At 64.0% G+C, this 13,197-nt stretch carries 12 protein-coding genes; 5 read left to right on the top strand and 7 right to left on the bottom strand.

Annotated features, from left to right (window positions below):
- Positions 1 to 20: 20 nt before the first annotated feature.
- From EUU22_RS04690 to EUU22_RS04660, 7 genes are all read right to left on the bottom strand, one after another.
- Positions 21 to 1,226, bottom strand: a complete 1,206-nt coding sequence (locus tag EUU22_RS04690) for an ABC transporter permease (RefSeq protein ID WP_129330908.1) — start codon at positions 1,224 to 1,226, stop codon at positions 21 to 23.
- A complete protein-coding gene (locus EUU22_RS04685) occupies positions 1,216 to 1,932 on the bottom strand; it encodes an ABC transporter ATP-binding protein (RefSeq protein ID WP_129330907.1) in 717 nt (238 codons plus the stop codon). Before EUU22_RS04685 ends, EUU22_RS04690 begins: the two co-directional genes overlap by 11 nt.
- A 12-nt stretch (positions 1,933 to 1,944) precedes the next feature.
- A complete protein-coding gene (locus EUU22_RS04680; RefSeq protein ID WP_129330906.1) occupies positions 1,945 to 3,228 on the bottom strand; it encodes an efflux RND transporter periplasmic adaptor subunit in 1,284 nt (427 codons plus the stop codon).
- Positions 3,229 to 3,424: 196 nt separating this feature from the next.
- The gene (locus tag EUU22_RS04675; protein WP_129330905.1) at positions 3,425 to 4,342 is read right to left on the bottom strand and encodes an ROK family protein; all 918 of its coding nucleotides are present in this window, start codon (positions 4,340 to 4,342) and stop codon (positions 3,425 to 3,427) included.
- On the bottom strand, positions 4,339 to 5,520 hold the full coding sequence (nagA, locus tag EUU22_RS04670) for an N-acetylglucosamine-6-phosphate deacetylase (protein ID WP_129330904.1): 1,182 nt from the start codon (positions 5,518 to 5,520) through the stop codon (positions 4,339 to 4,341). Before nagA ends, EUU22_RS04675 begins: the two co-directional genes overlap by 4 nt.
- Complete coding sequence (locus EUU22_RS04665; RefSeq protein ID WP_129330903.1) at positions 5,517 to 6,539, bottom strand: SIS domain-containing protein; 1,023 nt, start codon at positions 6,537 to 6,539, stop codon at positions 5,517 to 5,519. The genes nagA and EUU22_RS04665 overlap by 4 nt, the downstream gene beginning before the upstream one ends.
- Before the next feature lie 22 nt (positions 6,540 to 6,561).
- Positions 6,562 to 7,314, bottom strand: coding sequence for a GntR family transcriptional regulator (locus EUU22_RS04660; protein WP_129330902.1), 753 nt, complete (start codon positions 7,312 to 7,314; stop codon positions 6,562 to 6,564).
- Between the two features lie 443 nt (positions 7,315 to 7,757).
- Here EUU22_RS04660 and EUU22_RS04655 point away from each other — a divergent pair, with 443 nt between their 5' ends.
- The 5 genes from EUU22_RS04655 (at position 7,758) to EUU22_RS04635 (ending at position 13,196) form a co-directional block, all read left to right on the top strand.
- Positions 7,758 to 8,939: a Gfo/Idh/MocA family protein gene (locus tag EUU22_RS04655; protein ID WP_129330901.1), complete on the top strand. Its 1,182-nt coding sequence runs from the start codon at positions 7,758 to 7,760 to the stop codon at positions 8,937 to 8,939.
- An 8-nt stretch (positions 8,940 to 8,947) separates the two neighbouring features.
- Entirely contained in the window at positions 8,948 to 9,832 is an 885-nt protein-coding gene (locus EUU22_RS04650; RefSeq protein WP_129330900.1) for a carbohydrate ABC transporter permease, read from the top strand.
- Positions 9,829 to 10,686: a carbohydrate ABC transporter permease gene (locus EUU22_RS04645; RefSeq protein ID WP_129330899.1), complete on the top strand. Its 858-nt coding sequence runs from the start codon at positions 9,829 to 9,831 to the stop codon at positions 10,684 to 10,686. The genes EUU22_RS04650 and EUU22_RS04645 overlap by 4 nt, the downstream gene beginning before the upstream one ends.
- A gap of 61 nt (positions 10,687 to 10,747) precedes the next feature.
- Positions 10,748 to 11,968 carry an ABC transporter substrate-binding protein gene (locus EUU22_RS04640; RefSeq protein WP_129330898.1) on the top strand — a complete coding sequence of 407 codons (1,221 nt, stop codon included), beginning with the start codon at positions 10,748 to 10,750 and terminating at the stop codon, positions 11,966 to 11,968.
- A 97-nt stretch (positions 11,969 to 12,065) separates the two neighbouring features.
- A complete protein-coding gene (locus EUU22_RS04635) occupies positions 12,066 to 13,196 on the top strand; it encodes an ABC transporter ATP-binding protein (RefSeq protein WP_129330897.1) in 1,131 nt (376 codons plus the stop codon).
- Position 13,197 lies beyond the last annotated feature (1 nt).

Genomic DNA, 13,197 nt, shown 5'->3' with positions numbered 1-13,197 from the left:
CTGCTTGTCCGCCCGCGACGCTACTCGTGCCTCAGCGCCTCGATCGGATTCATCTGCGCGGCGCGGCGGGCCGGGAAGTAGCCGAAGATCATGCCGATCGCGGCCGAGAAGACGAAGGCGAGGGCGATCACCGACGGGCTGGTGACGAAGGGCACATTGAGCAGGACGACGGCACCGTAGGCGAGGCCGAGGCCGAGCAGGATGCCGATGATGCCGCCGGAGAGCGAGAGCGTGACGGCTTCGACCAGGAACTGCATCAAAACCTGCTTTTCCAGCGCCCCGATCGCGAGCCGGATGCCGATCTCGCGCGTGCGCTCGGTGACCGACACCAGCATGATGTTCATGATGCCGATGCCGCCGACCAGCAGGCTGACGGCGGCGACCGCGCCGAGAAGTCCCGTCATCAGCGTCGTGGTTCCGGTGAGCGTCGAGGCCATCTGTGCCATGTCGTTGACGGAAAAATCGTCCTCGCGACCGGCGATGATCTTGCGCCGTTCCCGCAGCAACCGCTCGACGTCCGCCTGTACCTTGGCGGTCGACACGCCGTCGCGGGCCGAGAGCGTGATGCTCGAGACGTCGGTGTTGCCGCCGACGCGCCGCTGGAAGACCTTGATCGGCATGACGACGATGTCGTCCTGGTCCGTGCCCATGCCGCTCTGGCCCTTCTTCTTCAGGATACCGATCACGTCGCACGACACGGACCCGACCCGGATCTTCTGTTCGAGTGCCGGCGTGGAACCAAAGAGTTCCGAACGAACGGTATTGCCGATGACGCAGACCGCCTGGCCGCCGCGCTCCTCGGTCGAGAGGAAGGCCCGTCCCGAGGTGAAATTCCAGTCCATCGCGGTGAAATAGTCGCTGATGGTGCCGACGACGGTGGTCGTGTGGTTCTCTCCGCCGAAGATCGCGACCTGGCTCGACTGGTTGACCGGGGCAACCGCCTGCAATCCGTTGATCTGGTCGCGGATCGCCTCGACGTCTCTGAGGGTAAAACTCTTGGCGGAGGTGCTGGCGCGACCCGGCCCGAACTGTCCCGGCCGCACGAAGAGCAGATTGGTGCCGAGCTTGGAGATTTCGGCGGTCACCTGCGCCGTCGTGCCGTTGCCGATCGTCACCATGGCGATCACCGCGGCGACGCCGATGACGACGCCGAGCACGGTCAGAAAGGACCTGAGGAGGTTGCGGCTGATTGCCCGCAGCGCGAGCTTGACCGTCTCATAGAACATGGGTCGCGGCTCCGCTGTTTGTGCTGTCGTGGTCGAGGCGGCCGTCGACGAAGCGCAGGTGGCGACCGGCATAGGCGGCGATATCCTCCTCATGGGTCACCATGATCACCGTAATGCCGTGCTCGCGGTTGAGCCCGGTGATCAACTCCATGATTTCCCGGCTGGTCTTCGTGTCGAGGTTGCCGGTCGGCTCGTCGGCAAGCAACACTGCGGGACTGGTGACGATCGCGCGGGCGATCGCGACACGCTGCTGCTGGCCGCCGGAAAGCTCCTGTGTCGTGTGGTGTTCGCGGCCGGCGAGCCCCACCTGTTCGAGCGCGATCTGCGCGAGTCGGCGCCGTTCGCGGGCTTCCATCCCGCGATAGACCAGCGGCAGTTCGACGTTCTCAATCGCCGAGGTGCGTGCGAGAAGATTGAAGCCCTGAAAGACGAAGCCTAGCATGTAGCGCCGCAGCAGCGTGTGCTGGCCGCGGTCGAAGGCCGTGGTGTCGATTCCCTGGAACAGGTATTGCCCCGAACTCGGCACGTCGAGGCATCCGAGGATGTTCATCGCCGTCGACTTGCCTGACCCGGAAGGTCCCATGATCGCGACGAATTCGTGCTTCTCGATCACCAGGTCGACACGGTCGAGCGCGCGGATCGTCGCTTCGCCGCTGCCGTAGAGCTTGGTGACCTGCCGGAACTCGATGAGGGGAGCCGTCGCCATGGGGCTCTCCGCTCAGCCGCTCTTGGCGGTCGCGTCGGTGATCACCAGGTCGCCTTCGGTAATCTCTCCCTTGGTCACGACCGTATTCTGACCGTCGCTCGCGCCGATCTCGATGTTGACGGCAGTAGGAACACCGTCGCGCATCACCCAGATCGCGCGCTCACCACCCTGTGGTTCAGCGGTGGTGAGTGAGCTCATCCGTGGTGGGCGGAACATGCTGAAGACGCCGCTGCCCTTTTGGGTGATCGCGGTCAGGGTCTCCGGCGGCGTGTAGCGGAGCGCGGCGTTCGGGATCAGGAGCGTGTTCTCGATCGACTGGACGACGATGTCGGCGGTGGCAGTCATGCCCTGACGCAGCAGCATCTCGTCATTACGGACCTTCAGGATGCCCATGTAGGTCACGACGTCGTTCACCGTTTCGGAGGCGTAGCGGATCTCGGTGATTTCGGCAGGGAAGCGCTTGTCTGTGAACGCATCGACCGTGAACGTCGCCGTCTGACCGACCGCAACCTGGCCGACGTCCGCCTCGTCGATGTCCACCTGCAGTTCCATCTCCTTCAGGTCGCCGGCAATGGTGAAGAGCGTCGGCGCCTCCAGAGAGGCGGCAACCGTCGCGCCGGGATCGACGGCACGCGAGAGAACGATGCCGTCGATCGGCGAGACGATGGTCGCCTTGGCGAGATTGACCTTGGCGAGGTCGAGTGCCGCCTCGGCCGAGAGCACGTCGGCCTTTGCGCTTTCGACCGTCGCGACCGTCGCCTCATAGGTATAGCGGGCCGAGTCGAGGTCCTGCTGCGTCGAAACGCGGTTGCCGACCAGGTTCGTCAGCCGGTCGAGCGAGACCTTGGCCGACTTCTGGTCGGCTTCCGCCTTGGCGACGGCCGCCTTCGCCGACAGGAGTTTCGCCTCCGCGCTCTTCACGTCGGCCTCGAGCTTGGCTGTGTCGAGCCGCGCGACCACTTCGCCCTTCTTCACCGGGCTGTTGTAGTCCACCAGAACATCCCGCACCGTGCCGGAAAGCTCGCTGGAGACCTCGACGCTGACCGTCGGCTCGATCGAGCCCGTGGCGGTGACGATGACGGTGAGATCGCCCTTCTTGGCCTCGGCGGTCGTGTAGCTGTAGGTCGTCGGCTGGCTGCCGTAGAGATAGTAGGCGACGGCGAGTGCCGCGACCGCGACGAGGGCCAGACCCCGCCACAGCCACCGCCTGCCGCCGCGCGTGCGCGAACTTTCCAGCAATTTCGCCAGCTCGGCCTGTCCGGCGTCGGGTGCCGGTTTTTCTCCGATGTCGTTCATCTTTCGCCCATCGCATACGGTTCCGAAATATCTTGGATCGGTATCGGACAATTTCCGCGCGCAGTGATTGACCGAAATCAAATCCCGCGACGCCACATGCCGTTGTGTCGACAACCGTGTGTCGCACAAGACGGTTACAGGTGATAATGAAATATCGGTAATGGTGGATGGGGCGCGGGATGCCGTCGTGCGGCGCCTAACGGGTTGCGGCCGCGGCTTCCAGCCCGAGCAGCGCGGCGCCGATGAGACCCGGTTCCATCCGGCACTCGGCGGGAACGACAATCGGACGGGGGAAACGACGAAGCGTGCGCCCTCGCACCGCCTCATCGATGGCGGAAAGCAGGCCTCTGGCATTCGAAAGTCCGCCGCCGACCGGCAGGATCGTCGCGCCGGTCACGTTGACGACGAGCGCCAGCGGGCTTGCGATCACGTCGACATAGACGTCGATCGTCCGTGCGGCGGCGCCGTCGCCTTTCGACCAGGCCTCTATGATCTCTTCGCTCGTGAGCGCCACACCGTGGATGTGGCTGTGCAGCTTTTCGAGCCCGCGGGCGCTGCAGGTCGCGTCGATGCAGCCCTTCTGTCCGCAGCCGCAGGAGAACCGCGGCAGATGCACCGGAGGGGTGCCGGCCTCGGTCGCGGCGACCGGCCCGTGCCCCCATTCGCCGGCAAAGCCCCCGTCGCTGTTGATGAGCTTGCCGTCGATGACGAGACCACCACCGACGCCGGTGCCGAGGATGACGCCGAACACGACCCGGTGGCCGCGACCGGCGCCCAGTCCGGCCTCCGCCAGCACGAAGCAGTCCGCGTCGTTGGCGACGACGACGGGAAGCCCCAGGGCCGCTTCGAGATCGGCCGCCAGCGGGCGCCCGTGGATGCAGGGAATATTGGCGACGACGGCGCGTCTGGTGTCCGGATCGATGATGCCGGCGATCGAGAGCGCGATACAGTCGGGCCGCCCGCCCGCTGCGTCGATCACGGTGCGCAGCGCGGCGACGAAGGCGTCGAAGTCGTTAGCCGGGGTTGGGACCCGTGGAAACTGGCGGATGTCGTCGGGATTGGTCGCGACGGCGCCCTTGATTGCCGTTCCGCCGATATCGAAACAGACGATCATCGGTTGGCTCCGGCCTGCGCCGTCGCGTCGAAAACGCGTTCGCCGCCGATCCAGGTGGAGCGGAGGTCGAGCTCCGGCGACAGGACGAGGAAATCGGCGTCACAGTCCGGCATGAGCCGGCCCTTGGACGGCGCTCCGATCGCCTCCGCCGGATAGGCGCTCGCCATGCGGAGCGCCTCCTCGAGAGGCAGGTCGAGCATCCGGTGCGCAAGACGCACGCTGGAAAGCATGTCGATGTCCGCGCCGGCAAGCGTGCCGTCCGCAAGTGTCAGTCGCCCGTCGCGGCGATAGACTTGGCGGCCGTTGAGTTCGAAGCCGGTTTCGTCGCTGCCGATGCTCGACATGGCGTCGGTGACGAGGAAGATCCGGCCAGGGCCGCGTTTCGCCCTCAGCGCCACGCCCATCGTCACCGGATCGACGTGGAAGCCGTCGGCGATCAGCCCGCAATGAAGCGCGCCCTCGGAAAGGGCGGCCCCGACGAGCCCGGGTTCGCGGTTGCCGAGCTGGCTCATCGCGTTGAAGAGATGCGTGATGAGGCTTGCTCCGGCGGCGACGTAGGCGGGGACATCGGCCGCCCTGCAGTCGGTGTGACCGAGGCTCACGTTGAAGCCGGCGTCGACCAGCGCCGAAACTTGCGACGGCGTCACGTTTTCCGGCGCGACCGTCGTCATCGCGTGGCCGATCCGGCTGCCGCAGGCGACCAACGCTGCAAGATCATCGCTGGTCATCGGACGCACGAGCGCCGGGTCATGCGTGCCTTTGCGGGCGAGCGACAGATGCGGTCCTTCGAAATGGAGTCCAAGATAACCCGGCAATCCTCTCGCCGCCGCCTCGGCGGCCGCCTCGATCGCATTTTCCCGCACGTTTGCGGTGTCGGTGATCAGCGTCACCATGAGTGACGTCGTGCCGAAGCGGGCATGTGTCTCGCAGATGGTGCGGATTCCGTCGAGCGTCGCCGCATTGTTGAAGAGCACGCCGCCGCCGCCGTTCACCTGAAGATCGACGAAGCCCGGCACGACCGTTGCGTCGTCGAGAATGAGGAGGCGACAGCCCGCCGGGCGTTCGGCAGCCGGTAGATGTGCCTTGACCTTGCCGCCCTCCACGAGAAGCGCGGTATCGGTGAGGAATCGCTCACCGTCGAAGATGCGGCTCGCGACGACGAACAGGGGAGCGCTCATCTGGTTTCGGTCACTTTCTTGAGTGCGGCCGGCTTGTCCGGATCGAAGCCGCGGGCGCGCGAAAGCGCCTCGACGAAACCGTAGTAGGGAACGATGAGCGCCAGCGCATCGGTGAGCGGATGGCCCGTCGCGACGAAGGGCAGGGCATGGGCGCCCGCGGCGGCGCTGGAGGTGATGAAGCAGGCGGCATTCTTCGCGGCGAGTGCCGAGACCGTCCCGGCGATCGACGCTTCCGCCTTGTCCCGGGCTGCGAAGGCGACGACGGGGAAATCCCGCTCGACCAGAGACACCGGCCCGTGCAGCACTTCCGCAGAGGAATAGGCCTCGGCGTGGAGCTCGCATGTTTCCTTGCATTTCAGCGCCGCCTCGGCGGCGATCGCAAGCGTCGGACCGCGGCCCAGCATGTAGAGGGAGTCCGTCCTGGACAAGGGTTCGAGCATGTTCGTCCAGTCAAGGGCGAGTGCGGCTTCCAGATGATCCGGCAGTGCCGCGACGGCCCGGCCGAGCTCCGCGCTGCCGCCCCACGCCGCTAAGATCGCGAGCCCCGCGACGGCCGAGTTCACGAAGGACTTCGTCGCCGCGACGGCGATCTCCGGCCCTGCCTGTATGTCGATCGCAAGTGATGCCGCACGCGCAAGCGGCGAGGGCACGGTGTTGATGAGCGCGATGGCCAAAGCGCAGCCGGTCCGGCTTCCCTCGGCCATGGCGACGATGTCGGGGCTCGCCCCCGACTGCGAGACGGCGAAGGCCGCCGCCCGGCCGAGTTTCATCGGCGCGCCGTAGATCGAGGCGAGCGACGGGCCGAGAGAGGCGACCGGCAGGCCGAGTTCCAGTTCCACTGCATATTTCAGGAAGTGGGCCGCATGGTCGGACGAGCCCCGGGCTATGGTGACGACCACGCTCGGGTCACGCTCTCGCAGCGCGTGGCCCGCTTCCGCAATCTCACGCGCCGAGCGCTCCAGCAACCGCGCCGCGGCAACCGGGATCTCGTCGATTTCCTCTCGCATTTTTGTCGGCATCGGTCTGTCCGGATGAGGTGTTCTAGGGAGCGCCGATCGTCAGTTCGGCAACGAGGTCATAGGCATCGCTGCGGTAGAGCGCGCGCGACATCTCCATGACGCGGCCGGACTCCAGATAGGCGATGCGCTGGACGGCGAGCGCCGCCGAACCCGGCGGCACGCCGAGAAGCTTCGTCTCCTCGTCCTTCAGCACGACCGCGGATATCCGCTGGTTCGCCCGGATCGGGCGGAAGCCGCGCGAAAGCAAGAGCTTGTAAAGCGAATCCTCGACCGCGTTCGGATCCGGCAGAATGTCGTCGGGCAGGCTCGTGCGTTCGAACGCGATCGGCATCTCGTTCGCCGTCCGCACCCTGACGAGGCGCGCGACGTGCGCTCCCCCGACAAGCCCCAGCATCATCGTTTCCTCCGCGGTCGGAAAGGAGAGACTCCGCTCGATCCATATCGAGCCGGCCACCATGCCGCGCCGTCGCATGTCCTCGGTGAAGGAGGTCAGTTGGCTGAGCGGTTGTTGCATACGCGGCACCGGCGTCACGACAAACGTGCCCGAACCTCTCCGCCGAACCAGAAGGCCCTCGGCGACGAGATCATCGATCGCCTTGCGAACCGTCACGCGGCTGATCTGGGCGACATCGGCAATGTCCCGCTCCGCGGGGAGGGCGTCGCCATGCTTCAACCGGCCCGAGGACATCGCGTCCTGGATCATCTTCTTCAATCGCACGTAGAGGGGGCCGCCACGAACCGTCTGCAACTGCTCAAGGGGAAGTGTCTCGCTCATGACTGGTGTGTGCCCCAAGCGTGAATGGGGAACAAGCGCCAATTGCCGGCAAAACTCAAAATTGTCGCGGCGGTCATCGGCGCCTTTCTGGTTGTTGTTCGCAATATAATACCAACTAGCGACCTGTGCCGCAAATGGTTTTCCTAAATGCTACCAAATTGTTGACAATCGAAAAAAGATACTGTGAAAATCAGCAACTTAGGTGATCGATGGATAAAAATCCGCCGCATACGGTAGACGATTGGGCTCTATTTGGTATTGTGAATTAACCATTTGGGCAGATGCAGCGCAAGAAGCTAGGCGCAAAAACATCCAACGGATGCGAGTTTGTCGAAATGAAAATGGATTTCACAGTTTGCCGGATATGCATCGTTTCGAGTTGACGAATGTGTAGCGCTGGCGCAGTCTGTGAAAAATAATTACTAATAGCAGGGAACGAAGTCATGAAAGTCGCCGTCGTCGGGCTGGGATTCCGTCTCGGCTATCTGGGACGAATACTCAGCGAGATCGACCCGGATTTCGAGATCGTCGGTTATGTCGATCCGGCACCGGCCGGTTTGAGGGCGCTCGAGGAGCGCGGCATTTCGCCCGGCCGGTCCTATTCGACGCCTGAGGCGTTGATCGCCGGCGAGCGATTCGATCTCCTGATGATCGGCTCGCCGAATCACCTCCACCTGGAGCACATCCGCATCGGCCTCGAGGCGGGGCTGACCGTCTTCACCGAGAAGCCGATCGTCGTATCGATCGAGGAGAGCTATGCGCTCGCCTTGCTGCTCGCGAAATACGGACACGACCGGCTGCTGGTCGGGCTCGTGCTGCGCTATTCGCCGCTCTATCGCGACCTCCGCAAGGCGCAGGCCGAGGGCCGTCTCGGCGAGGTCGTGTCCATTGAGGCCTCCGAGCATATCGAGCCGTATCACGGTGCCTTCTTCATGCGCGATTGGCGGCGTTACGGTCGCTATGCCGGCGGTTTCATGCTGGAAAAATGCTGCCACGATCTCGACCTCTATAACGGCGTCGTCGGCGCGCGTCCGCGCTTCGTCGCGAGCTTCGGTGGTCGCAAGAGTTTCGTGCCGGAGAATGCACCGGAAGCCTCCGGCGCCAACGATCTCGAAGTCTATCATCGCAAGCCGAGCGGCTGGATGGGCTCGGACCGGGTCTTCGACAGCGATGCCGACATCATCGACTACCAGACCGCGATCGTCGAATACGAGAACGGCGCGTCGATGACCTTCCACACCAACCTCAACGTACCGGACCAGTTCCGCCGTTTCTGCGTGATCGGCTCGAAGGGCATGGCGGAGGGCGATTTCGTCCGCGGCTACATGAATGTCCATGACGCCCGCACCAACGAAAAGACGGTCGCCAACACCTACATGGCGCCATCGGAGGAGTCGCAACATTACGGCGCCGACGAGCAGATGGCGGCCGACGTGCTCGCTTTCATCAACGAGGGGCGTCCGCAGCCGGTTTCGGCCATCGATGCCCTCGAAGCCGGCATCCTGGCGCTGGCCATGGACGAGGCGCGGCTCGGGCGCAAGGTTGTCGACCTCGCGCCGGTCTGGGCGAAGTTCGACGCTTGTCTCCAGGGGCGCGAGGCTTCGCTCGCCGCCCGTTCCGCCTGAGGCGCGCCATGCAGGCCAGACGAAGCGCCATCATCTTTGCCTGGTTGCTGCTCGCGCCGGCAATCCTCTACGTCGCCGCGATCGTCGCCTATCCGCTGGTCGACACGTTGATCCTGTCTTTCACGGACGCTTCTCTGAAGCGCGTGACGAATTGGGTCGGCTGGGTGAACTACGACAAGATCTTCAACGCGACCTTCGCCGAAGTCATCCTGCGGACCTTCGTCTGGACCTTCTTCTCGGTCGCGATCAAGATGCTGATCGGCACCTTCGGCGCGACCATGCTGAACGCTGCGGTGCCGGGCCGCGCGATCTTCCGTGTGCTCACCATGCCGCCGTGGATCGTGCCGATGGCGATTGGCATCTTCATGTGGGGCTGGATGTACAATGGCCAGTTCGGCATGATTTCCGGCCTCCTGCAACGTTTCGGCTTCGTCGACGGGCCGGTCGCCTTCCTCGCCCACGGTTCGACCGCCTTCTGGGCGACGATCTTTACCGACGTCTGGATCGGCGTGCCGATGGTGACGCTCTACATGCTCGCCGCCATCCAGGCCATTCCGCAGGATCTCTACGAAGCCGCCTGGACGGACGGCGCCGGCCGCTTCTACCGCTTCCGCCGGATCACGCTGCCGCTGCTCCTTCCGGCGATGATCACCATGTCGATGATCTCGCTGATTTCGACCTTCAACTCCTTCGACATCATCTGGATCCTGACGCAGGGCGGGCCGACCGGCGAAACGACGACGATGATCATCGACACCTACCGCACGGCGATCGGGTCGAAGAAATACGGGGAGGGCGCTGCCCGCGCGGTGCTGATCTGCATCTTCCTGTCGATCTTCTGCATCGCCTACTTCCGCGTGACCAGCCGCCTTGCCGTCGGAGAGAAGCGATGAGACAGCCGAATTCCATGATCAACCGCTACCGGTGGTACGAGATCGTCGGCATCTATACCGGGATCGCGGTCTTTCTCACCTTCGTGCTCGCGCCTTTCGTCGAAGGATTCCTGGTTTCGCTGAAGCCGCTCAGCCAGCTCTTCTCCTCGCCCTACCGCTTCTGGCCGGAGAACGGCTCCTTCGAGGCCTACCGCACCATGTGGGTCAGCGTGCCGGGCTTTGCCCGCTACATCTTCAATTCCTTCTTCATTTCCGGCGTGGCGACCCTGGTCGTGCTGCTTCTCGTCGTCCCTGCCGCCTATGCGTTCGCGCGCTTCGATTTCAGGGGCAGGGGACCGCTGCTCGGCGCCTTCCTCGCGGTGAACATGTTCTCTGGCGCGGTGCTGCTCATCCCTCTCTTCCGGCTCATGCGCTCCTTCGGCGTCCTCAACACCTATCTCGCGATGATCGTCCCCGGCGCCGCCTTCCTCATTCCGACGGCGATCTGGCTGCTGCGGACCTACATGATGCGCATCCCGAGGGAGCTCGAGGAAGCCGCCTATGTCGACGGCGCCGGTTATTTCTACACGTTCCGGCGGGTGGTCCTGCCGCTTGCCGCACCGGGCATCGCCGTCGTCGCCATCACCACCTTCATCGGGGCATACGCCCAACAGTTCATCTTCGCGCTGACCTTCAATTCCAAGACCGAGTACATGCCGCTGCCGATCGGGCTCTTTGCCTATTTCGGACGGCAGGAGGTGGTCTGGAACGAATTGATGGCCGCAAGCTTCGTCGGCATAGCGCCGGCGCTGATCGTGATCTTCTTCCTGCAACGCTATCTGGTGAGCGGGCTCACCGCCGGCGCCGTGAAGTAGGGAGACGACCTGCCATCTGAAATACCGAAAGACCAACCTGTCAAAATAAGGGGAACCACAGATGAAAAGGACTTTTTGCATTCTCGCAGGCACGCTGGCGCTGCTCGCCGGTTCGGCACTGCCGTCGCTCGCTGCCGACCAGGAGATCAGCTGGATCTATTGCGGCGACAAGATCGACCCGATCCACGAGAAATACATCAAGGAATGGGAAGGAAAGAACGCCGGTTACAAAGTCGTTCCGGAAGTCGTCGGCTGGGCGCAGTGCCAGGACAAGGCGACGACGCTCGCCGCTTCCGGCTCTCCGGCCGCACTCGCCTATGTCGGTTCGCGCACGCTCAAGGAATTCGCCCAGAACGACATGATCGTTCCGGTCCCGATGACGGACGAGGAGAAGGCGAGCTATTATCCGAACATCGTCGACACCGTCACCTTCGACGACAACCAGTGGGGCGTGCCGATCGCCTTCTCCACCAAGGTTCTCTACTGGAACAAGGATCTGTTCAAGCAGGCCGGTCTCGATCCGGAAACCCCGCCGAAGACCTGGGCCGAAGAGATCGCTTTTGCCAAGCAGATCAAGGAGAAGACCGGCATCGCCGGCTACGGCCTGCCGGCCAAGACCTTCGACAACACGATGCATCAGTTCATGCATTGGGTCTACACGAACAACGGCAAGGTCATCGACGGCGACAAGATCGTCATCGACAGCCCGGAAGTGCTGGCGGCTCTTCAGGCCTACAAGGACATTGCGCCCTATTCCGAGGAAGGGCCGACCGCCTACGAACAGAACGAAGTGCGTGCGATCTTCCTCGACGGCAAACTCGGCATGATCCAGGCCGGCTCGGGTGCGGCGACCCTCCTCAAGGAGCGCGGCCTGAACTGGGGCATCGCGCCTCTGCCGCTCGGCCCCTCGGCCAAGGGTGAGGGCACGCTGCTCATCACCGACAGCCTCGCTGTCTTCAAGGGTTCGGGCGTCGAGGACAAGGCGATCGAGTTCGCCAAGTTCATCACCTCTCCCGGTCCGCAGGGCGAGTACGAGTTGCAGGGCGGTGCCGGCCTCACGCCGCTGCGTCCCGGCCCGAAGGTCGACGAGTTCGTCGCCAAGGATCCCTACTGGAAGCCGCTGATCGACGGCATCACCTATGGTGGCCCGGAACCGCTCTTCACCGACTATCGCGGATTCCAGAACGTGATGATCGAGATGGTGCAGTCGGTCGTCACTGGCAAGGCCGAACCCGCGGATGCCTTGAAGAAGGCCGCCGCCGAACTCGACCAGTACAAGTAAGCTGCAAGACGGTCGCGGGTGAAAACCCGCGACCTCGCTTTCGCAGGAACGGCCGGCACCCGCACGAAGGACGTCGGCAGCGTGGAGAAACAGGGACGTGGGTCAGCTTAATCTCAACAGGGTCGTCAAGTCCTACGGCCATTTCGAAGTCATCAAGGGTGTGTCGCTCGAGATCGGCAACGGAGAGTTCGTCGTCTTCGTTGGTCCTTCCGGCTGCGGGAAATCGACGCTTCTGCGCATGATCGCCGGGCTCGACGACACCAGCGGCGGCGATATCGTCATCGACGGCGAGCGGGTCAACGACAGGCCGCCGGTCGAGCGTGGCATCGCCATGGTCTTTCAGTCCTATGCGCTCTATCCGCACATGTCGGTGTTCGAAAACATCGCCTTTCCGCTGCGGGTCGAAAAGATGCCGGAGGCGATGATCCGCGAGAAGGTGGAGGCGGTCGCAACGATCCTCAAGCTCGAACAGCGGTTGGAGCAGCGGCCGGGCATGCTCTCCGGCGGCCAGCGCCAGCGCGTGGCGATCGGCCGGGCGATCGTCCGCGAGCCGAAGATATTTCTGTTCGACGAGCCGCTTTCGAACCTCGATGCAGCCCTTCGCTCGGACATGCGCATCGAACTCACAAAGCTCCATCGCGACCTGAAGGCGACGATGATCTACGTCACCCATGACCAGGTCGAGGCGATGACCATGGCCGACCGCATCGTCGTGCTGAACGCCGGCGACGTGGCCCAGGTCGGCGCGCCGCTCGAACTCTATCACAAGCCGCAGAACCTCTTCGTCGCCGGCTTCATCGGCAATCCGAAGATGAACTTCGTGCCCGTGACCTGCACTGCGGTCGGAGAGGACGGAGTCACCGTTTCCTATGAAGGGCAGACGGCGACGATCGCCGTGGAGGCTTCAGCCGGCCTCGTCGGCGAGACGCTGACGCTCGGCATCCGGCCGGAACACACGACTCTCGCCGCCGGCGATCTCGCCATCCGCGTCGTGCCTTCGGTGATCGAGCGGCTCGGCATCAATACGATCGCCTATGCGAGCCTGCCGTCCGGTGAACCCTATTGCGCGCTCCTGCCGGGATCGGCGCCGATCCGCGCCGAAGAGCCGATCCTGACCGGCGTTATGGCGGCGGATTGTCACCTCTTCGATCCCTCGGGCAGGGCGCTCGAGCGGCGCATCGACTGGCACAGGCTTGAACTGCCGGCGGCCGTCACCGCCGCGGAATGAG

The sequence above is a fragment of the Ciceribacter ferrooxidans genome (assembly GCF_004137355.1).
In the GTDB taxonomy this organism is placed as follows: Bacteria; Pseudomonadota; Alphaproteobacteria; order Rhizobiales; family Rhizobiaceae; genus Allorhizobium; species Allorhizobium ferrooxidans.
This window is presented reverse-complemented; position numbering and strand designations above follow the sequence as displayed.